Source organism: Aquimarina atlantica, assembly GCF_000626715.1.
Lineage (GTDB): Bacteria > Bacteroidota > Bacteroidia > Flavobacteriales > Flavobacteriaceae > Aquimarina > Aquimarina atlantica.
This window is the reverse complement of record NZ_AQRA01000008.1, coordinates 171116-193320: the sequence shown is the minus strand read 5'-3', so window position 1 is coordinate 193320 and position 22205 is coordinate 171116. Positions and strand designations below refer to the sequence as shown.

The following is a 22205-nucleotide window of genomic DNA, read 5'->3' as shown; positions in this document are numbered from 1 at the left end:
TATACCCTATAGTGAAGATTTAAATTGTTCTAAGAAACGCACATCATTTTCACTAAGCATTCTAATATCGGATACTCCATATAATAAGAGTGCGATACGATCGATTCCCATCCCAAATGCAAAACCACTATACTCCTGAGGGTCTATATTACAATTTTTAAGCACATTTGGATCCACCATTCCACAACCCATAATTTCTAACCAACCTGTTCCTTTGGTCATTTTATAATCGGTCTCTGTTTCTAATCCCCAGTATACATCTACTTCTGCACTAGGCTCGGTAAACGGGAAATACGATGGACGTAATCTAATTCTTGATTTACCAAACATCTCTGTAGTAAAGTATTGAAGTGTCTGTTTTAAATCGGCAAACGAAACATCTTTGTCAATATACAACCCTTCTACCTGATGAAAAAAGCAATGTGATCGTGCAGAAATAGCTTCATTACGATATACTCTTCCTGGAGAAATTGTACGAATTGGTGGTTTATTATTTTCCATATATCGTACTTGAACCGATGAGGTATGAGTACGTAACAGAATATCAGGGTCTGTTTGAATAAAAAACGTATCCTGCATATCTCTTGCCGGATGATACTCTGGTAAATTAAGAGCTGTAAAGTTATGCCAATCATCTTCTATCTCTGGACCTTCGCTTACATTAAATCCTATACGAGAGAAAATATCGATGATTTGATTTTTTACCAAAGAAATAGGATGCCTGGATCCTAAAGCAATAGGCTCTGCGGGTCTTGTAAGGTCACCATAAAGTCCTTTTTCTTCATCTTTGGATTCTAATTCGTCTTTTAAAGATTTTACCTTTCCTTCTGCAGCTATTTTAAGAGCATTAATAGCTTGTCCAAATTCTTTTTTCTGGTCATTAGCTACATTTCTGAACTCTGCAAAGAATTCATTGATCAATCCTTTTTTACCCGAAAACTTAATTCGAAATGCCTCAACATCTTCTTTAGTTTTAGCTTTAAAACTATCAACTTCTTCTATATACTCTTTAATCTTATCAATCATCACTATTTTCTTAATAGAACGGCAAATTTACGCAATTTAGCTTAATAGAATAGTACATTTATATTCTTAATTCCATTTCGTACTGATCAATTATGTTTTCGATATGTATCGAATTCAAATAGTCTATTTTCTCGATAAGTCTAGTATCAATATTATTAATTTTTATGGTTTCGCAAATACTTTTAATTCCCAGAAACAGGTAGTGCCATCCTAATTCATTCTTATTTAAAAGATCAAATTGTGCTAAATATCCATTTACTGGGTTTATAACAAAATAAGATTCTGGAGTTTGACCTCTTAAAACTTGAAAATATCTGTAATTTCCTTCTTTGATGGAGTTTTTGTGATTGTCCCAGGAGTAGTATTCTTGATTGGGTAAGTTTATCGCATCAAATTGATTAAAATCAATTTCATTTAACTCAACAACCTTCTCATTTTCAATCTGTATTTTACCTTTAAAGCACTTATAATTTTTACATTTCTCAAAGCCAACATTTTCATAGGACCTAATAGCAATTGTATTCTCTTTTATTACTTCTAAAGAACATAGAGTAATACCATTTTGTTTTAAATCTTTAAGAGCATACTCATAGATAGATTGCACTATTCTTTTTCCTCGATATTCGGGAATCACACCTGTTCCTGTATTAAACGCGATTAGATCTCCGTTTCTTTTGTCAATTCCATTTATAATAAACCCTACAAGTTTTTCATCATCAAACATCCCATAGGATAGATCAAATCGAACTTTTGCGTTATCCCATCTTTCTTTGTAATACTCTAAATCTGTTGGCATTTCTACAAAGTAGTTTTTAAATGAAATTAGAAAGCAATCTATTATCGATTTAAATGCAACTTTTTCTAAAGTTCTAACCACCATACTATAAGTCTGTATGTATTATATTGTTATTAAATAAGCGCTCTAAATATAATGAACTTCATAATCATCATATGATAATGCTTTCATAAATATGAAGTAATTACAGCCCTAGTTGTGATTCTAAAATTGAATAAGGTAACAATCCGTTTTTTAGAATGTTTTTATGAAACTCTCTAAGGTTAAAATTTTGATTTTTTTCAAGTTGCGATTTCCATTGAAGTATTTTATTTGATCCATATTTATAAGTGATAACTTGTACCGGCCACCTTTTCATTCTGGCTATTTCACGAAAAGCAATATCATCTTGTCCTTTGATATATTTTTGCCAAAACTGTAAAGCTTTTTGATCACTCCAGCCATAATAATTAAGACCTACATCTAATGCTACTCGTACAGAACGAATAATATCCCATTCCCATTTTCCTAATTCATCATATATGTTTTGGTATGCTCCTATTTCATTTCCTATTTCTTCTACATAGGCGGCCCATCCTTCTCCGACTCCTCTATATCTAAACATTTTTTGAACATCAGAACGATGCAATAACGTTTCGGCCATTACTTGATAATGATGTCCTGGCATTCCTTCATGAATGTATAACCAACCTACTTGTCTCTTATTAAAAGATGAATTGAAGTAATTATAATAAAAAGTGCCATTTGTATAAAATCCAGGAACCTGAGATAAGTTTTTATTGGTTCCTCGTTTAATCTTTACTTCTGGAACACTATCTGTAAACGGAAATATTTCTGGTAATTTATCGGCTACGGTTTCTCTGATTTGTAAAAAACGCTTTTGAACCATTTCAACATTAGAATAAAAAAATATAGAATCCTTAATATGTCTGCTAAAATCCAAACTATCCATCCCTGATTTGATCTGTATTTCTTTGATTTTTGAAGTTACCTTTTCTATTTCTTTTACTCCCAAAGCGTATATCTGGTCTGGTGTTGCGTCTTTATCTACCCACTTTTTTAAGAAATACGCATACCAATCTTTTCCATTTGGTACGTCAAATATTTTAGTGGTTGGGATACTATCTCTAATTGCATTTAACCATTTTTTTTCGATAATGATTCTCTCCCGATTAAGCTCACATTCATAAAGCAGTACTTCATAATCTAATTTATCACGATCAGATAATTGATTTTTGTCTATTTTATGTAATGCCTTTTCTAAAGAGATAAATACTTTTTCCTGGTTCTGAACAGATTTCTTGTCTCTAATGTTCTTAAGGTTTTCTACAAAAGAAAGTTCTAATCCCGGAAGATCTAATTTTTTATAATCCTTTATAAATTCTTTGGTTATAGTTTCCCATTCTGTAGATTGGCTTTCTATTTTGTTTTGGCAACTAAACAGAACAAGCACGAATACCTGCATACTAATTCTAACATACCGATTTACCATATTAATTGGATTTTTCAAACCTGTTTTAATGCAATAATACTATGGAAATCTCACTATAATTTGTACAATCTTGCTATTTTATATATTGCGAAGGTGGTATTTTGTAATATTTTTTAAATCTTTTAGAAAACGAAGCTAAATCTGTATATCCTAATTGATAAGCTATCGAAGTTAAAGAGATCTTATCACTACGTAATAGTTCTCTGGCTTTTTCCATTCGTAACTGTTCCTGCATTTGCAACGGAGTCATTTTAAAACACATTTTAAAAACTCTGGCAAAATGGTACTTAGAGATGCCCGATACCCCAGCAAGAGTACTTAGTGAAATTTTATGCGCATAATATAAATGAATATATTCTCTTGCTTCAAAAAGTTTTGAAACAAGAAGTTTTTGTGTATCAACTCTTTTGGTTATATTTTGTAAAGAATTTGCAAGTACCATTAAGTCATTTTGGAAGCAAAGTAAATCGTCTTTAAATCTGGTAATAACTCCCATAGGCTTTTGAGCAAAATCACACTCCATAATAGTATTGGTAAAATCGTATAGAGATTTGCCCAATGAGGTAGATAAAACTCCCGAAAATGGTTGATTAAATAGTAGATCGTTCTTCAAAAAATCTGATATCTCTATATCTAATAATTCTGGATTAATATCCAGACAGAAACCTTTGGTATTTATATTTTTAGAATACACTTCATAATCAATATTTTCTCTAAGGATAATAAATTGATTTTTATAAACATTTAATCGATTTCTATTCGTTTTATAATGTTCTTTTCCTTCTATTACATACTTTAAAGCAATACCTGTTGTTTTACCATTGTAAATTGTTGGCATATTACTTTGAGAGAAATTTATTTTCCCAAAATCACGATGTTGATATTTTGTTTTATTCTCGATACTATACTTATACGATATATCTACTTACCAAAAAATAACTTACAATAGCTTCTTTCATCAGAACAGATTGTTCTCCTGCTTTAAGACTAGGTAGTTGTTCTTTAATCTTATAATGTGGCCAACCATCATCATCATAGTAATCAAACTCATAATAACCATATGGTTCTAAAAGTCGACATATAGCAATATGCATTAAATCTAATTTTTCTTCTTTTTTAAACCTTCGATGCAACTGACCCAATTCTTGTACTCCTATTAGATATATAATCCCATCGAGATCGAGATCTTCTCCATCTGCAAACTGATCCGACAGTTTTTTTACCAGGATTTCCCAGCGTTCTTTTAATTTTTCATCTCTTGCCATTGTCCTTACTCAATTATAGTTTTCAAATCAACTTTTAAATATTTAATAAGAGTTCACTTTTAACTAGGTATGTTAGGCTAATAATCAAATATTGCCTATCCTAATTTTACCAGCTAGATCTTATTAAAAAGTTAAGCGCTACAAAAGTAACGCTTAACCAAAAAAACTAACAATAAATAAAGGGGAATAATGTTATAATTCCCATAGAACGCCTATTCCTGCATATTGATTTCTATAATTTCTGAAAGAACGGGCGTCTATATCTGTATAATTTGTACTTCTCACCCTAGAATATAATGTTGCAGTTAATGAAAACCCGTTTCCTATTTGATGTGAAGCATTAAGATGAAAATTCGCATATTGATATTTAAGATTTTCTCCTATCGCCATTTCGGTATTTCTGGCTTCAATTTCTTTGTATTTTCTGGTAATAAAAGATAGAGAGGTTCGCACTTTGGTTGTTTTATTTTTATACCTCATATTAATTCCCGGACCAAACTGATTAAATCCAGAACGCCCGGTAGAATTATCAATCCTTGCGTAATACACAAAATTGGGCTTTATTTTAAATTTTTCGCTAAACGGTAATTCATAAAACAAACCTCCTTTTATGTAGTCCCAATCTCTTTCGCCATCGGTATCAATTTCGCTCGCATTAAAAGTATCATACTTTCTTTTTTTGAAATATGTATTCACTCCTAGTTTGTGTTCTAATCGATTTACTGTAAAGGATTGCACACTAGAGAATTGAACTCCAAACTCGTCAAATTGTAGATCTCTTACTCCAAAAGCGTCAAAATTTTTGAAGTTATAAAACCCTTCTAATGTCATCTCATTAGCATTAAAGGGTATGACTTTTATTCCTGCAGTAGCTCCATAGTTTGTGTATCCTAATGGATTAATCAATACATCCTGATCTCCACCCAAACCTTCTCTATTCATTCGCCTAAATCTAACTTCGGCCAAAAAAGTAGTTTTTTTAGTAAATCTGTGATCATATTTTGCTCTTGCTTCCAAGCTCCAATAACTGTCATCAAAATTTTCATAGAATATTCTTGAAAAAGGATTTAAAAACAACCTCACTCGATTTTTTTCCCATTTATATCGGTACTTATAATTAATTGAGACATCCTGATACATACTGCTTGATATCAAATCCTCTTTTGTAAGTACACTATCGTTCACTCTTACTTCTTTAGGGCTTTTAAAATAGTTATATTCATATCCTCCCTGCGTTTCGATATCAAAAGTGTTTTTACTCTGCGAAAAACCTATAGTGTATATAAATAAGATGAATGTAGTACGTATTATATTTCTTTTTTCCATTACAATTTTTCTTCTTTTGTTTAATGTGTTATTTAAATAGCTTGTTTTATTACTTCTTTTAACCCGGTTTTATTTACTAACTGAATCCCAAGGCCAGGTCGAACATTGATTTCCATAATTTGCGGCCCCTTATTTTTATCAATCACAATATCAATCCCCAGATAGTTTAGTGGAAATGCCTTAGCTGTTGCTACAGATATTTCCAAAATCTCTTTCCAGTATGGTATGGGGGTACCATTAACCAAAAATGTACTATCTGGGTGATGATTGCTATATTCTTTGCCATCATATACTTCTAATAATCTTCCTTCTTTCATATCGATACCTATACCTACTCCATTTTGATGAAGATTAGCTTTACCATCAGATCTATCTGTAGGCATTCTTAACATTCCCATTAATGGGATCTTATTAAGCGTTATAATTCTAAAGTCGGGTACTCCCTGCGGATATATCTCATGAAAAAATGGATGTGGTTCTATACATTCTTCGATAAGAACCCTGTCATGAGAGCCCAACGAGAAGAACCCCATAATAATAGATGCCATATGCTGAAATACTTCTCGATCGGTAATCATTTTACCGTTGCATATCCAATTACCTTTCTTATTCTTTTTAAGAATTTTAATTCCACCACCTCCACAACCATTTGCTGGTTTTATTGCTACAGAGGGATAGTGTTTACAGGATTCCCATGCTTCTTTAATATCACTATTATATTCGATTACTGCATAGGTTTCTGCACAAGGGATATGGTATTGGTGTAATATTTCTTTGGTAAGCACCTTATCATCGGCTAAGGGATAATGTTTCTTCGGATTATTGGGATAAATGAGTTTTATGTTTCTTTCATTCAAACCAATTACACCAGATGCAATAGTTGACTTCTTATTGAAAATTATTGAGAACATATGTATATTTTTTTAGTATTATCTTTTCTGTTTGCTATAGAAACAGGTGAGTATTTATATACCCTACCCAAAAAAGACAGTTTTTTATTTTTCTGCTTTCAAAAGAGGCTTGAACCTAAATAATTCTACCCATCGTATCCCAATATATCTCCCTAACAATGTGGACAATGCTATTATTAAAAGAGCCACCTCAGGAAATAAAACCAGTATAGATGGCAACCATGACCATGATAGTATGAGATACGAAATTGATGTAGCTATTAATGTTTGAAACAATTTATCTATAGCTTTTATGTATCCGTCTTCAAGAGTAGAACGTGAGAAGCGTTCGGCTGAAATGGTAAGAATAATAATAGGGAAGAATGTTAATTTGGTAAGCCATTCTATATTATTTTTAACTCCAAAATGTGTTGCTAAAAGGATCACAGATACCATTGTGGTAAGTGAAATCACTACTTTTGGAGTGTATAACAACCCTAGTTTATCAAAAGGATAAGATATTAATCCAATAAACATAATAAGTCCTACAAAAATTACAATTCCTGAGATAAAACCTGTATGCAATAAAGAAAAGGCTATCAATACAGGCAGAAATACTCCAAAAGTTTTTAATCCAACAATATTTCTTAAAAAAGCAACCAAAAATCCACCAATAGGCAGTAATAATAAAAGATGTAAGGCTCCTGTTGGTATTACATTTTTATCGATCAAATGCCAAAGAGAAAAACCCGGTAGATTATGAATTTCTTCAGAATTCATTTTTAAGAAAGAAATATGATGTACCTGTTCCATCTTATAGGTATAATCAAACTGAATGCCCGCAGTGTGAGTAATCAAAGACTTATCTCCTCGATAAAGCTCTAAGTAATTGGCTGGTAAAAACCCAAAATGATTATTTAATGCATCAAAAGGGACCCATGTTTCATTAATCAATACTTCTACCCAGGCATGCGATGTTCTTTTATCTGTATTTTCTACAATAATCCCACCTTTTATTCTTGCTGGATATCCTAAGTTTCTACTTAATGCTACAAATAATCTGCTTTTTCCATTGCAAGAGGCTCTATTCTGTTCGATTGTAGTTACTGCATCTGTAAGCGTAATGATTGGTGCCGAAGGAATAGCATATACATACTCAAAAATATTTTTGATTACTTCTCTGTCATTTTTAGTGTTTTGCCCGAGTCGAGTTGCTAATTCATTGATAATTTCATTATCAGATTGGATATTTTCTGTAGGCTTAAGATATTTTCGATACTTGCCTGATGCAACATTAAAGACTTTTGGAATTCTAAAACTTCTATCTTTTCCTTCGAAAACAAATTCATAATCTACAGCATGATACGTATTTCTCTCTGCGGTATTCCAAATTGCTCTTATATTCTCTCCAACTTCTTCTTTCTTGATAAAAGACAGTGTACTGTCATTTTTGATATTTTCTTTAGAAATTCTTTGTCTCGAATTACTACTAGGGATATATGTTTTTAATGAAGTGCTTTTATCTCCAGATTTAAAAAAGAACCTGTAGTTAACCTTATAAACTTTTTCGGGATTAAAATTGTCATAATTATTGAGAATTGGTTTTATTTTGAGTCCTATTGCGATTATGGCAATTATTGAAATTATAGTTAATGCGATTTTAAGATTTGTTTTCGAATTCATAATCAGCTATTTTTGGATTAATAACAGGTAGGAACAGTTTCACCCTACCTCGAATCGAAAAAAAATCTTTTTTTATGACCCAATCCTCAAAATCTGTTTGTGAACAACCTGTATTCACCAAGCTATTCGAGACACATGCTGAGGATATAAGAAATTTCATTTACTACAAGTGCGGCGATAAGGATCAAGCAGAAGATGTAATGCAAGAGGCATTTATAAAACTTTGGGATAACTGCAAAAAAGTAATCTATGAGAGAACAAAAGGCTTTTTGTGTACCGTTGCCAATAATTTATTCCTAAATCAAGTTGCTCATAAGAAGGTAAGATTAGAATATGCAAAAATACCTCGTAGCACTAAAAATATTGAGTCCCCAGATTATGTGATGGAAGAAAAAGAGTTTATGGATAAGCTTCAGAATGCAATTTCTGAACTTTCTGATGGCCAAAGAGAGGTTTTTCTACTCAATAGAATTGATAAAAAAACATATAATGAAATTGCCGAAATGCTAGATATTTCGGTAAAAGCTGTAGAAAAAAGAATGCATAATGCACTAAAGCAATTAAGAAAATTGGTTAAAAATATATAAAGAACGGTAGGGTATTTTACACCTTAGCTGTTATTCTCCTGATACAAGGTAGAAATTATGCTCGACGAAAAGGAAAATACATATCTGGCAAAATGGTTGAATAATGACCTTAGCCCCGAAGAACTGGAAGAGTTAAAAAAGCTTCCTGAATACGATGATTATAAAAAAATCGTAGAGGGACTAACGTATTTTAAAGCCCCCTCTTTTGACCTACAACCATCATTAGCCACAACTTTAGGAAAAATTTATCGGCCCAAAGCAAAGGTGATTAACCTAAAGCCAATCATATATACTCTTACAGCAGCAGCTTCTATAGTATTAATTATTGGACTTTTCTTTAATACGGTAAGTTATACAGCAGATCCCGGGCAACAATTGGCTGTTGTTTTACCCGATGGAAGCTCTGTCGATCTTAATGCCGCATCAACACTTACTCATCGACGCTTTTTCTGGTCACAAAATCGAAAAATCACCTTAGACGGAGAAGCATATTTTAAAGTAACTTCTGGTTCTAATTTTACAGTAGCCACCAAATTAGGGAAAATCGAAGTCTTAGGAACTCAATTTAATGTAAAAAGTAGAGCTACCGAATTTAGTGTAGCTTGCTATGAAGGAAAAGTTCGGGTATCAACACAAGATAACCAACAAAAAATATTACAAAAAGGAAATGGTGTTTCGTTAAAAGACAAAAAACTTATAGACGAAACCGTAACAGATCAGGAACCCTTGTGGAAAAAAGGAGAGAGTATTTTTAATAGTGTTCCATTAATACATGTATTGGATGAATTAGAGAGGCAATATGATATTACTTTTAGACGTGATAAAATTAACCAGAATCAGTTGTTTACAGGTGGGTTTAATTATAATGATCTAAATATTGCTTTAGAATCGGTACTGGTTCCTATGGGAATAGAATATGTAGTTAACGGAACTACTGTTTTGTTATCGGTACCTTAGTTTCAGAAATCAATCAATTCGCACATTAATTATTTAAGAATCTTAACGTTTTAGAATTCTCTAAAACCCAACTATACAATGAAAAAAACTCTGCTACTCTTATTTTTTTGCACATGTTCTCTACAAGCACAAATCACTAAAAACTACAACGAAACACCTTTACAACAGGTACTTAATGAGTTATCAGAATCGTATGATCTCATTTTTTCATTCAGTGATGAAACTGTAAAAAACAAGATCATTACATTGGCAATTAACAATACTCCACTAGACGAGATTTTGACTACTTTAAAAACATTAACTCATCTTAATTTTAAAAAAATATCAGACAGACAGGTGATTGTTAGTTCTCCCAACAATAAAGTTGAAGTTTGTGGATATCTCTTCGACGAAACTACCAACGAACCTCTCTCCTATGCCTCTATAAGTATTGAAAGTACAAAAACAGGTACAATTGCTAATGATGATGGTTTTTTTCAATTAGGAACTATCGACCAGAACGCATCGATCACCATACAATATGTTGGCTATAAAGACAAAGTGATGAAAGCTTCTTCTTTTAAAGCTTCAAGTTGTCCCAGAATTCCTCTTTTTATCGAAAGTACCTCTTTGGCAGAAGTACTTATTGTAGAATACATCACTACCGGAATTGACAAAAACATTGACGGCTCACTTGGAATTTCGAATGAAGAACTTGGTATTCTTCCTGGTCAAAGTGAACCTGATATTTTTCAAAGTATCCAACTTATCCCGGGAATAAACAGTCCTGACGAAACTGCGACAGGAATACAAATTCGAGGTGGATCTCCAGATCAGAACCTGGTTCTTTGGGATGATATAAAAATGTATAATACCGGTCATTTCTTCGGAATGTTTTCTGCTTTTAACCCTAATGTAGTTAATAGTGCCAAAATCTTTAAAGGAGGTGCAGATCCAAAATATGGCGATAGAGTATCGGGTGTTATTGATATTTCTAGTGATAAAAAAGTGCCAAAAAAATTTAATGGTGGTGCAGGAGTCAATGGCACTCATGCCGATATTTTTATGAAAGTTCCTGTGTCAAAACCTGTAGGTTTAATACTTTCTGGTAGACGATCTTATACCGATGTTTTTGAAACACCAACCTATAATGCGCTTTCTGAAAAAGTATTTCAGAATACAAAAATAGTCGAAAATCCTAATCAAACTCCCGTAACAGGTGAAGAAGATGATAACGATGAAGAAGAACGCGAAGAAGTAATTGCCGAAAATAATTTTTTCTTTTATGATGCCAGTGCCAAACTCATTATTGATGCTTCAGAAAATGATAAAATTTTGGCAAGTACCATCTATACCAACAATGATCTTGCATTCGAAATTAACGATGAAGAGGATCTAATTACAGATGATCTTGAAATTCAAAATAAAGGAGCTAGTCTTTCCTGGGAAGGAACCAAACTAGAGCATTTTCATCATAGTTTAAAAGCATATTATTCTAAGTATGATTCTGATTACCTGTATACCGAAAGACAAGAGTTACAAATAGAAAGACAATCGGTTAGAAAGAATACTGTAGAAGACGTTGGATTAGATTTTAATATCACCTATGACCTTAACACCAAAAATTCACTCATGTTGGGTTATCAGTTTTCTAATAGCAAGGTATTTTATGCGATCACAAGAGAAGCTGAATTTGAAACACCAATAAATGAGTCCGGCAGCGTAAAAAATAATGCAAATACCATATATGCAAACTATAAGTTTCTACCAAAAAACAAGAGTTTTATCAATCTTGGAATAAGAACTTCTCATTATTCGATAGTCGATCAATTGTATATTGAGCCCAGAGTAAATATTGAGTATCCTATTACTAATCTTATAAGAATAAAAGCAACAGGAGAACTTAGGTATCAACCAATAAGTCAATTAATCGAGTTTGAAGACACCCAACTTCGTCTGGAAAATAATTTATGGATACATGCCAATCAAGAAGTTCCTGTCTTAAAAAGTACTCAGTTCTCTACAGGGTTATTATTCTCTAAAAAAGGTTGGAATTTTGAGGTTGATGGTTATTATAAAAATATTAATGGTTTAACATCAGTTACCAATGGATTTAATACTATTAATAGTGATTTATCTACAGGAAAAAGTACAATTTATGGAATCGATCTATTACTAAAAAAGAAATTCGAAAACTTTCGAACCTGGGTAGGATATACTTTTAACGATATCAAATATACTTTTTCTGAAATACAGGAAGCTTCTTTTCCTGGGAATAACGATATCACTCATAACTTTAGAATTTCTAATACATACGAAATCAATGATTGGGAATTTTCTTTGGGTTGGTTATGGCGATCTGGAGCTCCTTTTACCGATGCTGATCTTGTAAACGATGAGATAGTATATGGAGCTGCCAATGCAAAGCGTTTACCAGAATATCACAGGTTAGATCTGTCTGCCATTTATCGATTTGATTTTAACAAAACTAGTAACTGGAGAGGGCAAATAGGAGCTTCAATACAAAATATATATAACAGACAAGTGCCTATCTCTATAAGTTATAGGGTAGATGATAATGCAACTACTGGAGAAATAGAATTGGATAGATTACAGCAAGAATCTTTAGGAATTACTCCCAATGTAGTTTTAAGAATCTATTTTTAAGTGTTTTTAATGACTTGCAGAACCTGATCCCGATGTAATAATCGCATCAATGTTATTTCCTGTTCTGATGTTATGATTCCCACCAAATAGTAAAACCCTATACCCATCTTATATGCCTTATCATTACCGTTTATTTTTTTGAAATGAGGTACATCATTTACACTTTTGGCCGTTTTTAATGATTCTAGAACATGTTTCACCTTATGCCGTAACGAAACATCTTTAATGCTTTTAAAATCTTTAGCAAATTGCAAAGCGGTTTTTAGTACCATATTATCTACTAGGAATTAAATAGTTCTTCTTCATTTACTATAGACTGTGCATTTGCCTGTTGCATTAAAAGCAATAACCCCAAGTCCTCTTTTTGATCCAAAGACAGTGAATCCATCTGTTCTTTTTGTTTTTGTTCTATATAATGGGTGATGGCTTTTTCCATAATTTTTTTCACACTAGATCCTTCTATCGCAGCTATAATCTTAAGTTTAGGAATTATTTCCTCATCAATATCTATTATTTTTCTCATTGTATATAGTATATATAATATGCTAAATATATAAAAAATCTAAAACTTCATCTTTTTATGAATGTCATTTATCAAAATAAATTCTGGTATAAGTGCACCTTACAAAACAAAATTGAATGTGTACTTATACACAGAAAGAATTATATTTGAGATTCAATAAGTATTTATTAATGAATTACATCGATATTATTTTAGGAATTCTTTTGTTATGGGGATTAATAAAAGGATTTAGTAAAGGGTTGTTTTCCTCGTTGGCTTCTCTTGTTGCTCTTATAGTAGGTATCTATATTGCTGTTCACTTCTCTCACATTGTGGGGGAATATCTTCAACAATATGTAAATTGGCAAGAAGGAGCTATGAAATTAGTAGCTTTTGCGATAACTTTTATTGTAGTGGTTATTCTTGTCTCTTTAGCTGGTAAAATTCTTACTAAGATAGCAGATTACGCTGCACTTGGTATTTTAAATAAACTTCTGGGAGGTGCTTTTGGAGTGTTAAAAATGGCATTTATAGCTAGTGTCATTATTATTTTTGTCGATGCCTTAAATAGAAATATTACGATCATCAAAGAAGAAACACTTAATTCTTCTGTACTATACACTCCTGTTCGGAAATTGGCACCAATGATATTGCCTGATATCCTGAAAAATGTTGACAAGAAAGAACAAGAGGTTTAATAAAACAAAAAGATCCAAAAAAGCTGGATCTTCTTGTTTATGTCTTAATGTTTTTAATCTTCATCAAATGAAATACTCGATACTGTATCTTCTACTATATTTCCTAAATAGGCGATACAGGAATCAAAATCTTCGAATATGTATGTAGAAGGAACCAAATCTGGAATGATATCAATTCGTTCCATCATATACCTTGGTTGATTTAGTAATCCTACAAAAAGAACTTTAATGTCCTTTTGCTGTAAATCCATAATCATTTCTTCCATTGCATATAGACCAGATTGATCCATATATTGCATACGATCTAAACGCATAATCACCACAGAAGAGGTGTCTGGAATCTGAGCGGCCAATTGCTGAAAATCACTCGTAGAACCAAAGAATAAAGGGCCTTTAAGATGTTTGATAAATACTTCTTCTTTTAATTTAACAGGAAACCCTTTTTCATCTTTCCATGCTTCTTCTTTAAGTGACTTTACATCAGAACGCTCTGCGGTAAGATCCCCGATTTTTTTCATAAACATAAGTGATGCGATCACTAATCCGATTCCAACAGCGTAAACCAGATTCCAGAAGGTAGACAATACCAACACAATTAACATCACCAAAACTTCAGAACTTAACTTAATAGGCCCTACCTTGATATCTCTTGGTAAGCTTGGTATTGCTTTTAAGCCCTTATAATCCATTACACCAATCCCCACAGTAATCAATATTCCTGCAAGTACTGCAGCTGGTATTTTTGAAGCTACCGGAGCAAGTCCCATCATAACAATAAACAATACCAATCCGGCAATCATTCCTGACAATTTAGTTTTACCACCAGAATTAATATTTACCACTGTTCTGATAGTAGCACCAGCACCAGGAATACCCCCAAACAATGCTGCGATACTGTTTCCTATTCCTTGCCCTACTAATTCTTTATTAGGTTTATGTTTGGTTTTAGTCATATTATCTGCCACTACACTGGTTAATAACGAATCTATCGCTCCTAATAGTGCCAAAGTAAGTGCCGTAAAAATATAAGGGGTAATGCTCGAAAGATTAAACCCTGTAAATATCTCCCATTTAGGAATAGGTAATCCGCTTGGGATTTCTTCTATAGGTCTATAGTCTAACCCAAAACCATAAGCAATACCAGACATCACTACCAATGAGACCAGAGTGCTTGGTATAGCCTTGGTAATACGCTTAAAACCATAGATAATAATAATAGTACCAATGGCCAATAATAACTCTAACCAGTTGATATTTCTCATAACTCTTGGAAGGACTTTAATAGCTCCTAAAGCTCCTGAAGCTTCTTTTGCTGCCAGGGTTTGGGATTCTTTAAGGATATCATCTTGAGTAATTTTTTCTGCTCTAGAAATAGTTTCCTTAAAATCTTCGAGTACCAAAATATCTTCTGCAGCTTCTTCTTTTAGAATGTTCTCAAGGATTACTTCTTCTGCTTGTGGTTTAAATTGAGTTACAAACTCTACATCTTCCTTAGGATAATATCCAAATGATGGTAATATCTGGGTAAGCAGAATGATGACCCCAATCGCTGTCATAAAACCTGATACTACTGGATATGGGATATATCGAATATATTTTCCTAAACCAATAGCTCCTAATCCAATTTGCATTAATCCACTTAATAAAAAAACTGTTAAGATTGCCGGAAGGGCTTTTTCAACACTACCATCATTGGCAGCAATAATTCCAGCAATTACCACCATACTTACAGCAGTCATAGGAGCTGTAGGGCCAGAGATTTGCGTGCTTGTGCCGCCAAAAAAAGCTGCAAAAAAACTAATAAAAATAGCGCCATATAATCCAGCTGTAGGTCCTAATCCCGATGACACACCAAAGGCCAAAGCCAGCGGTAATGCAACGATACCTGCAGTTAACCCTCCAAAGGCATCTCCCTTCAAATTACTGAAAAATCCTTTCATTTATCTATATATTCTGGTTTTTGTTAAAACTTTCTAAAAAATACTAAAAAAATACCGACACTTAGTAGCACCGGTACTTTTTTAATAAAATTTTAGGAGTCCTATCCTTCAAAAAACTTGACACTTCCATCACTAATATCGTACATACCACCAATAATCTTAATTTCATCATTGGCTTCCATCTCACGAAGTACTTCACTTTGGCTTCTTATATTATTGATGGTCATCTCTACATTTTTTACAGCTACTTCATTTACAAAATCAATATTTTTAGAAGTTCTTTCCTCAGCAGCAGATGGTTCTGCAACTGCAGCAACTGCAGGTTTAATCTTACTTAATAAAGCAGTAAGATTTCCTAGTTTGGCATCATCACATGCTCCCTTTACAGCTCCACATGCGGTATGTCCTAATACCACAACTAGCTTCGTTCCTGCAAGCTTACAGGCGAACTCCATACTCCCCAAAATATCTTCATTAACAAAATTACCAGCTACACGAGCGCTGAAAATATCCCCAATTCCCTGATCAAAAATCAATTCTGAAGAAACTCTTGAATCTATACAACTAAGGATCGTAGCAAAAGGATATTGTCCTCCTTTAGTATCACTTACCTGATCCAAAAGATTTCTATCTGCCATACGCTTATGCTGAAATCTCTGATTTCCTTCTTTAAGCATCTGTAGTGCAGTTTGCGGAGTAATTGCGGCCTGTGTTTCTTTAGTATGTGCTTTCATGTATTATATTTTTATTATTTATTATTGTGTGATGAAATTTACCATCTCATATTTTAGTCAATTTTAACCTGTTTATATAAACGGGTCATTTCTTTGTTTAAAAAACTATGCAGTTTTTGATCTAAGCTTAAAAAACTTAATGTAACTCTCTGGATTTTCGACAACACCTCTTTCTGAAATCAAATTAATATCAATATTTTTGTTTCTTGCTTTTTCAGAAAAATCTTCAAGAATCTCTACGATATCATAATCCAGAAAACGTGTTTTTCTAACATCCAAGGTAAGATAAGTATCTTCTGGCAAACTATCAAGCTCTTTTAAGATAGCTCCTTTATTGAAAAATGTTACCTCTTCGGCTAGTGTCATTTTTATTCTATGCCTCCCATTACTTTCATCTTCTATATGTAAGAAATGTGAATTTTGATAGCTCTTAAACAAAATTACCACAACTCCTACCATCAATCCTAATCCGATCCCCCATAGCAAATCGATAAAGACTATACCTAAAATAGTTACTACAAAAGGCACAAGTTGTTTCCAACCAGATTTCCACATAGCGACAAAAGTAGAAGGTTTAGCCAGTTTATATCCTACAATTAATAATACCGCTGCCAATACAGAAAGAGGAATAAGGTTAAGTAATTTTGGAATAGCGATTACCGAAATTAACAAAAAGAATCCGTGAACAATTGCAGAAAGTTTTGATTTACCTCCAGATTGAATATTCGCAGAACTACGAACAATTACTTGTGTAATAGGTAATCCACCTATAAGTCCCGAAATGATATTTCCTGTTCCTTGTGCCAATAACTCTCGATTTGTTGGAGTAACTCTTTTTTCTGGATCAATTTTATCTGTAGCTTCTACACAAAGTAACGTTTCTAAACTTGCTACCAGAGCAATAGTAAAAGCAACTAACCATACGTCTCCTCGCGTAATTACTTCGAAATTAGGAAAACTAAATTGCCCAAAGAAACTAGATATATCTGATGGGATTGGCACATTTACCAAACTTTTAGGGTTAATCTCGAAAGTTCCTGAGGAACCCAGTACTATAAAAAATATAATTCCTACAACAACGGCCACTAAGGGTCCTTGTATTAACTGAAATATTCTTGCTTTTTTAGTAAGTACATTACTCCAGAGAATTAGTATTCCCAAACCTATCAAAGCAATGAGAGTACTTCCTAAACTTAAATCTGTAAAAGAATTAAAAATCTGCTCAAAAGTACCTTCTCCTTTTCCTGGAATATATCCAAAGAAATATGGGATTTGTTTTAGGATAATGATAATTCCTATACCCGTGAGCATTCCTTTAATTACAGAAGAAGGAAAATAATATCCTATTATTCCTGCTTTTAATAATCCCAATACTATTTGAATAACTCCTCCAAGAACAACGGCAACTAGAAAATTTTCGAAACCTCCTAACGACCCGATCGAGGTCAATACAATAGCGGCCAGTCCTGCAGCTGGTCCACTTACTCCAATTTGAGAACCACTTAAGGCTCCTACCACAATACCCCCAATGATTCCTGCAATCAATCCAGAGAACAAGGGAGCACCACTGGCTAAGGCAATACCTAAACATAACGGTAATGCCACAAAAAATACGACAATACTAGCCGGTAAATCATTTTTTAATGTTTTAAAAAAACTCATAGCAATAATAATTCAATTTGTATTTAACATAAATGTTAGTGTAATAAAAAAATTACCAAAAGAATGTACAGATCCTTTACTCATGTAAAGCATCAGTATTCGAAATTGGTGTCGATATATACCTTATGAAATTTCTGGAGGAGGGGTTTTCTGTTCTAGATAAACCGAAGTATTATGTGCATAAAAATAAGAATACGAACTAATATATAACTCGGTCAACCTTGCTTGGTTTACGATATTTTCTTGATAGATCTTATCTTTTTCTTTATTATCTTCTTTTTCTGAGTTATCATTTTCTTTGGATTCTGATTTTTCTTCAGAGTCATCTAAACCCAAAACTATTGAAGTATTTTCTTCATTATACATTTCAAATAACTCTATACCATAATTGGCTATACTTATAATAAAGCCAAAAAGAATTAGAAATTTTGCTATTTGAAGTTTGATAATCACTATAGGGTAATTTTTAGTAAGCAAAAATAACAGTATTGCTTTCAAATGTTGTTAAATGTATTGCAAATTTTATCAACCCATTATAGCTCTCTTAAATCGGTTTTAGGAATCCAGCCAATTTTACCATCAGCAAGTTTAATTTTTTTCCAATCATTTACAGTTTCTGTCACCTGTACTTTGGTTCCTTCATGAAGTTCGAAAACTTCTTCGCTTCTAAGATTTGGTTCGCTTTTTATGGTTGTTTCCTGGGCAAAAATGATTGCAAACTGATTGTTCTTTAGATAATTATATTGCGAGAAAGCAAAGAATACTCCAAATAATCCAAAAATTAATATCGCCCATGACCCTACAAAGAATATTCTCTTTTTTGCAGAGCTATGTGCTGTATTATACAAAATAAACAAGGTAACAAATACAATAATACAGATCACCGAGAACCATGCCCAACTATCAAAATCCATCATATTAGTAAATTTCTTAAATGTTCTCGAAATAAAACCTTCTGGGATTACATCTATTGCATCTATGGTAGCTTTCTGGGCAAAAGCCAGGTTGTTTTTGATATCTTCATCATTAGGCGATAATGCTAACGCTTTTTCGTAATAAAAAATACTAGGGCCAATGTTACTTAATTTATAGTTTGCATTACCTAGATTATAGTATAATGAAGCTGATTCCTGACCTGCATCTAAAATCGATTTATATGCATCTATAGCTTCCTGATACTTTTCTTGATTATATAATGAGTTTCCTCTCTGAAATGCTTCCTGATTCTGAGAAAAACCTAATGCTATACTTAAAAAAATAAGTGCTTCAACTATTCTTTTCATACACTATAGTTGTTTATCTATTGAGGCAATTACTCTAGAGGCTTTATCATAATCTTGCTGCATTGCCGAAGTAGAAGATGGAGTGTATCTTGCAAACTCACAACTCTCTAACAATGCAATAAATTCTATAGATATCGCATCTTCAACATCGCGCTCTTTTAATAGTCTTTGGATACGTTCTTTACTCATATCACTGGTTTGGATATGTAGTTTTGCCTTTAAGTAATTATGTAATGCTCGTTCCATAGCAATGTAGAATTCCTTTTGGTTTCCTAGATTTTTTTTAGCTTCAGAAAGATATTTACGAGCAAGTTTATCTGCTTTGCGAACCCTGTTCCCACTTATATCACTTAATCGTTCTTTCCTTTTTTTACCAAAGAAAAGGAATAGAGGAATTGCTAATAACGGTGCAGTTAATGATAACCAATATGCAGTAGACTTAAAAAAGTGTTCTTTTTGAATAGCCTGAAGCCCAGCATTTAGTTTTAAGAATCTAAATTGATTTCCTGCTTGGGTGACCAGTTTTTTATTTGTTCCTCCTGATTCTGATGTCACTACAGTATCACCGCCATCAGGGCCATTTTTTACATTAATTACAATCTCATCCGATGTAATTCTCTTATAGGTTTCAGTTTTTAAATCAAAATAAGAAAACGAGATTGATGGTATAGGATATTTACCTTTATATTGTGGTACTAAAGTATAGGTATCAGATATGCTACCTCCCATACCTGTTAGGTTCGTTCGCACTCTTTCATTATGCTGCGGTTCGTATTGTTCTAAACCGTTTGGCACATTAAGCTTTGGTAAATCGAATAGCTTTAAATTGCCATTACCTGTAACCAAAACCTTAGCATCGAGGGATTCTGTAGCATCCAGCTCTGTTTTATTAGTAGTTACTTTAAAATCAAAATCTCCTACTGCCCCCGAAAAATCATCTGGTTTTCCTTGTATTGGTAAAGGTTTTGCTTCTATTACTCTATTACCTGCGGCTACAGTCTTATTAACTGTTGTATATAGTCTGCCACCAAAAATATCTCTTCTTTTTGTGGGAACATCTACAGAGACGGTTAAGGTAAGCGGTTCTATGTTTAATTTACCTGTCTTTTGTGGATATAGTACTGTCTTACGAAGCACTACATAACGATATGGTTCTCCTTTATATTCTCCATTTTCAATTTTGAGCTGTTTCATATCGATCGCCTGACTCCAAAAATCGCTATATTTTGGACTGTCTAACTCTCTCCAATTACTTACACTAATTCTCGGACTAACATAGAGCTTATAAACTACTGTTATTGCTTCGTTCAAATAGGGGTTTGATTTAGAAACCTCTGCTATAAGATGAAGGTTTTCACTGGCAACAAAATCTGTATTATTACCATCTTTGGGTTTATCTACCGCACCTGTAACTTCAATTCTAATGGGTAATGTTTTATATGTTTGCCCATCAATCTCTATAGTTGCTTGTTTTATAGTAAATTGTCCTCTACGGGTAGGTTCAAGAAAATAACTAAATGTTTTGGCGTATGATCGTTTTCCATTAATCCATGAATTACTAATAGATTGATTAGGTCCACCTACAACAGTAAACCCCGAAAAGGAAGGAGGAGTAAAATTATCTCCATCCTTATTCATTTCAAAATCTACTCGTAATCTTTCATTTACACCTAACTTTTTCTTGCTTACTTTAGCCTCAAACCTCACCTGCGCCAATGCTAACTGCATTGTGGCCAGAAAAAGTGTTAGAAAAATTAGTTTTAGTTTCATTTTTTATGCTATTTAGACCGTTAGATTTTTAAAACCTAACATGTCTTTTATCAAATTACCAGTCTTTATCTGTTTTAACTTTTGATCCCTGAGCTTTTTTGGCGTTAATCTTATCCTGAACTTTCTTTTCTTGATTATTCATAGCTTCGAGTAAACTTTTAACTTGCTCTGGTGATAATTTACCCTGAACCTGTTGCTGTTGCTGCTGTTGATCTTTAGGTTCGCCTTCCTGTTCTTTTTGATCTTTTCCTTTATCCTTTTCCTCATCTTTAGGCTCACCTTTGTCATCCTTTTCTTTATCTCCCTCATCTTTTTTATCCTCTCCTTTATCTCCTTCTTTATCCTTTTGATCTTCTCCTTTTTCTTTTTCCTTATCTCCATCATCTCCCTTTTTATCTTCTTTATCGTCTCCCTCTTTCTGATCTTTATTATCCTCTTTCTGATCTTTGTTTTGATCTTTATCCTTATTCTGATCGTTTTGCTGTTGCTGTTGCTCTAGCATTTTCTTAGCTAATGCCAGGTTATACCGTGTTTCATCATCTTTAGGATTATTTCTAAGCGCATTTTTATAAGCTTCAACAGCTTCTTTATATTTTTTTTGCTCCATATAGGTATTTCCCTGATTATGAAATGCCTTATGTTTTTCTGACTTAGCCGAAGCTACCTTAGCTGCTTCTGTATAACGATGTGTAGCTTCATCATATTTTTCAGAATTATAATATGCATTAGCCAGATTGTATTTTGCTGTAGGGTTTACAGGGTTTTTGGCTATTGCCTTTCTATATTCTCCTTCTGCCTTAGGGAAATTACCATCTTTAATCAGAACCTTATTACCTGTAGCTATAAACTGATTTGCTTCGTTAATAATTTGATCACGATTCTCTTCCTGAGAACAGATGATCCCTATCTGAAAACATAATATAACACATAAAATCTTTTTCATACCTC

The 22205-nt window shown here is 33.0% G+C and carries 21 protein-coding genes; 4 read left to right on the top strand and 17 right to left on the bottom strand.

The genetic code is table 11. The features are described from left to right. Positions 1–6: 6 nt before the first annotated feature. From ATO12_RS18855 to ATO12_RS18820, 8 genes are all read right to left on the bottom strand, one after another. On the bottom strand, positions 7–1026 hold the full coding sequence (locus tag ATO12_RS18855; RefSeq protein WP_034244955.1) for a phenylalanine--tRNA ligase subunit alpha: 1020 nt from the start codon (positions 1024–1026) through the stop codon (positions 7–9). Between the two features lie 58 nt (positions 1027–1084). Continuing rightward, on the bottom strand, positions 1085–1822 hold the full coding sequence (locus ATO12_RS18850) for a GNAT family N-acetyltransferase (RefSeq protein ID WP_240486153.1): 738 nt from the start codon (positions 1820–1822) through the stop codon (positions 1085–1087). A 184-nt stretch (positions 1823–2006) separates the two neighbouring features. Then, on the bottom strand, positions 2007–3314 hold the full coding sequence (locus tag ATO12_RS18845) for a DUF885 domain-containing protein (protein WP_034244951.1): 1308 nt from the start codon (positions 3312–3314) through the stop codon (positions 2007–2009). Positions 3315–3387: 73 nt separating this feature from the next. Beyond that, entirely contained in the window at positions 3388–4152 is a 765-nt protein-coding gene (locus ATO12_RS18840; RefSeq protein ID WP_034244949.1) for a helix-turn-helix domain-containing protein, read from the bottom strand. A 70-nt stretch (positions 4153–4222) separates the two neighbouring features. Further along, on the bottom strand, positions 4223–4579 hold the full coding sequence (locus ATO12_RS18835) for a hypothetical protein (RefSeq protein ID WP_034244947.1): 357 nt from the start codon (positions 4577–4579) through the stop codon (positions 4223–4225). Positions 4580–4771: 192 nt separating this feature from the next. Beyond that, on the bottom strand, positions 4772–5905 hold the full coding sequence (locus ATO12_RS18830) for a hypothetical protein (protein ID WP_034244945.1): 1134 nt from the start codon (positions 5903–5905) through the stop codon (positions 4772–4774). A gap of 32 nt (positions 5906–5937) precedes the next feature. Further along, positions 5938–6816, bottom strand: coding sequence for a sugar-transfer associated ATP-grasp domain-containing protein (locus tag ATO12_RS18825; RefSeq protein WP_051575948.1), 879 nt, complete (start codon positions 6814–6816; stop codon positions 5938–5940). An 84-nt stretch (positions 6817–6900) separates the two neighbouring features. Further along, positions 6901–8478, bottom strand: a complete 1578-nt coding sequence (locus tag ATO12_RS18820) for a 7TM domain-containing protein (protein WP_034244943.1) — start codon at positions 8476–8478, stop codon at positions 6901–6903. A gap of 74 nt (positions 8479–8552) precedes the next feature. Between ATO12_RS18820 and ATO12_RS18815 the strand changes: the two genes are divergently transcribed. The 3 genes from ATO12_RS18815 (at position 8553) to ATO12_RS18805 (ending at position 12668) form a co-directional block, all read left to right on the top strand. Further along, entirely contained in the window at positions 8553–9065 is a 513-nt protein-coding gene (locus tag ATO12_RS18815) for an RNA polymerase sigma factor (RefSeq protein ID WP_034244941.1), read from the top strand. A gap of 57 nt (positions 9066–9122) precedes the next feature. Then, positions 9123–10022: a FecR family protein gene (locus ATO12_RS18810; protein ID WP_034244939.1), complete on the top strand. Its 900-nt coding sequence runs from the start codon at positions 9123–9125 to the stop codon at positions 10020–10022. Positions 10023–10100: 78 nt separating this feature from the next. After that, positions 10101–12668: a TonB-dependent receptor gene (locus tag ATO12_RS18805; RefSeq protein ID WP_034244937.1), complete on the top strand. Its 2568-nt coding sequence runs from the start codon at positions 10101–10103 to the stop codon at positions 12666–12668. Here ATO12_RS18805 and ATO12_RS18800 read toward each other — a convergent pair. Together ATO12_RS18800 and ATO12_RS18795 are read right to left on the bottom strand one after the other, a co-directional pair. Continuing rightward, the gene (locus ATO12_RS18800; protein WP_034244935.1) at positions 12665–12940 is read right to left on the bottom strand and encodes a hypothetical protein; all 276 of its coding nucleotides are present in this window, start codon (positions 12938–12940) and stop codon (positions 12665–12667) included. The two genes, ATO12_RS18805 and ATO12_RS18800, sit on opposite strands and share 4 nt — an antisense overlap. A gap of 8 nt (positions 12941–12948) precedes the next feature. Beyond that, positions 12949–13191 (bottom strand): hypothetical protein, encoded by a 243-nt coding sequence (locus ATO12_RS18795; protein ID WP_034244932.1) that lies wholly within the window; start codon positions 13189–13191, stop codon positions 12949–12951. A gap of 170 nt (positions 13192–13361) precedes the next feature. Between ATO12_RS18795 and ATO12_RS18790 the strand changes: the two genes are divergently transcribed. Then, a complete protein-coding gene (locus tag ATO12_RS18790) occupies positions 13362–13868 on the top strand; it encodes a CvpA family protein (protein ID WP_034244930.1) in 507 nt (168 codons plus the stop codon). A 53-nt stretch (positions 13869–13921) separates the two neighbouring features. Here ATO12_RS18790 and ATO12_RS18785 read toward each other — a convergent pair whose 3' ends face one another. From ATO12_RS18785 to ATO12_RS18755, 7 genes are all read right to left on the bottom strand, one after another. Further along, on the bottom strand, positions 13922–15808 hold the full coding sequence (locus tag ATO12_RS18785) for a SulP family inorganic anion transporter (RefSeq protein WP_034244927.1): 1887 nt from the start codon (positions 15806–15808) through the stop codon (positions 13922–13924). A gap of 101 nt (positions 15809–15909) precedes the next feature. Continuing rightward, positions 15910–16542, bottom strand: coding sequence for a carbonic anhydrase family protein (locus ATO12_RS18780; RefSeq protein ID WP_034244925.1), 633 nt, complete (start codon positions 16540–16542; stop codon positions 15910–15912). A gap of 105 nt (positions 16543–16647) precedes the next feature. After that, entirely contained in the window at positions 16648–18204 is a 1557-nt protein-coding gene (locus ATO12_RS18775) for a SulP family inorganic anion transporter (RefSeq protein ID WP_034244924.1), read from the bottom strand. A 123-nt stretch (positions 18205–18327) separates the two neighbouring features. Then, positions 18328–18657 carry a hypothetical protein gene (locus tag ATO12_RS18770; protein ID WP_034244921.1) on the bottom strand — a complete coding sequence of 110 codons (330 nt, stop codon included), beginning with the start codon at positions 18655–18657 and terminating at the stop codon, positions 18328–18330. Positions 18658–18737: 80 nt separating this feature from the next. Continuing rightward, entirely contained in the window at positions 18738–19487 is a 750-nt protein-coding gene (locus ATO12_RS18765) for a tetratricopeptide repeat protein (protein ID WP_034244920.1), read from the bottom strand. A 3-nt stretch (positions 19488–19490) separates the two neighbouring features. Next, positions 19491–21257 (bottom strand): BatD family protein, encoded by a 1767-nt coding sequence (locus ATO12_RS18760; RefSeq protein WP_034244918.1) that lies wholly within the window; start codon positions 21255–21257, stop codon positions 19491–19493. A gap of 55 nt (positions 21258–21312) precedes the next feature. Continuing rightward, a complete protein-coding gene (locus tag ATO12_RS18755; RefSeq protein WP_034244916.1) occupies positions 21313–22200 on the bottom strand; it encodes a tetratricopeptide repeat protein in 888 nt (295 codons plus the stop codon). Positions 22201–22205: the final 5 nt, after the last annotated feature.

Bases quoted from the DNA above. Each gene is read 5' to 3' on its own strand.
- ATO12_RS18855 (WP_034244955.1), bottom strand. From the start codon at position 1,026: ATGATTGATAAGATTAAAGAGTATATAGAAGAAGTTGATAGTTTTAAA.
- ATO12_RS18850 (WP_240486153.1), bottom strand. From the start codon at position 1,822: ATGCCAACAGATTTAGAGTATTACAAAGAAAGATGGGATAACGCAAAA.
- ATO12_RS18845 (WP_034244951.1), bottom strand. From the start codon at position 3,314: ATGGTAAATCGGTATGTTAGAATTAGTATGCAGGTATTCGTGCTTGTT.
- ATO12_RS18840 (WP_034244949.1), bottom strand. From the start codon at position 4,152: ATGCCAACAATTTACAATGGTAAAACAACAGGTATTGCTTTAAAGTAT.
- ATO12_RS18835 (WP_034244947.1), bottom strand. From the start codon at position 4,579: ATGGCAAGAGATGAAAAATTAAAAGAACGCTGGGAAATCCTGGTAAAA.
- ATO12_RS18830 (WP_034244945.1), bottom strand. From the start codon at position 5,905: ATGGAAAAAAGAAATATAATACGTACTACATTCATCTTATTTATATAC.
- ATO12_RS18825 (WP_051575948.1), bottom strand. From the start codon at position 6,816: ATGTTCTCAATAATTTTCAATAAGAAGTCAACTATTGCATCTGGTGTA.
- ATO12_RS18820 (WP_034244943.1), bottom strand. From the start codon at position 8,478: ATGAATTCGAAAACAAATCTTAAAATCGCATTAACTATAATTTCAATA.
- ATO12_RS18815 (WP_034244941.1), top strand. From the start codon at position 8,553: ATGACCCAATCCTCAAAATCTGTTTGTGAACAACCTGTATTCACCAAG.
- ATO12_RS18810 (WP_034244939.1), top strand. From the start codon at position 9,123: ATGCTCGACGAAAAGGAAAATACATATCTGGCAAAATGGTTGAATAAT.
- ATO12_RS18805 (WP_034244937.1), top strand. From the start codon at position 10,101: ATGAAAAAAACTCTGCTACTCTTATTTTTTTGCACATGTTCTCTACAA.
- ATO12_RS18800 (WP_034244935.1), bottom strand. From the start codon at position 12,940: ATGGTACTAAAAACCGCTTTGCAATTTGCTAAAGATTTTAAAAGCATT.
- ATO12_RS18795 (WP_034244932.1), bottom strand. From the start codon at position 13,191: ATGAGAAAAATAATAGATATTGATGAGGAAATAATTCCTAAACTTAAG.
- ATO12_RS18790 (WP_034244930.1), top strand. From the start codon at position 13,362: ATGAATTACATCGATATTATTTTAGGAATTCTTTTGTTATGGGGATTA.
- ATO12_RS18785 (WP_034244927.1), bottom strand. From the start codon at position 15,808: ATGAAAGGATTTTTCAGTAATTTGAAGGGAGATGCCTTTGGAGGGTTA.
- ATO12_RS18780 (WP_034244925.1), bottom strand. From the start codon at position 16,542: ATGAAAGCACATACTAAAGAAACACAGGCCGCAATTACTCCGCAAACT.
- ATO12_RS18775 (WP_034244924.1), bottom strand. From the start codon at position 18,204: ATGAGTTTTTTTAAAACATTAAAAAATGATTTACCGGCTAGTATTGTC.
- ATO12_RS18765 (WP_034244920.1), bottom strand. From the start codon at position 19,487: ATGAAAAGAATAGTTGAAGCACTTATTTTTTTAAGTATAGCATTAGGT.
- ATO12_RS18760 (WP_034244918.1), bottom strand. From the start codon at position 21,257: ATGAAACTAAAACTAATTTTTCTAACACTTTTTCTGGCCACAATGCAG.
- ATO12_RS18755 (WP_034244916.1), bottom strand. From the start codon at position 22,200: ATGAAAAAGATTTTATGTGTTATATTATGTTTTCAGATAGGGATCATC.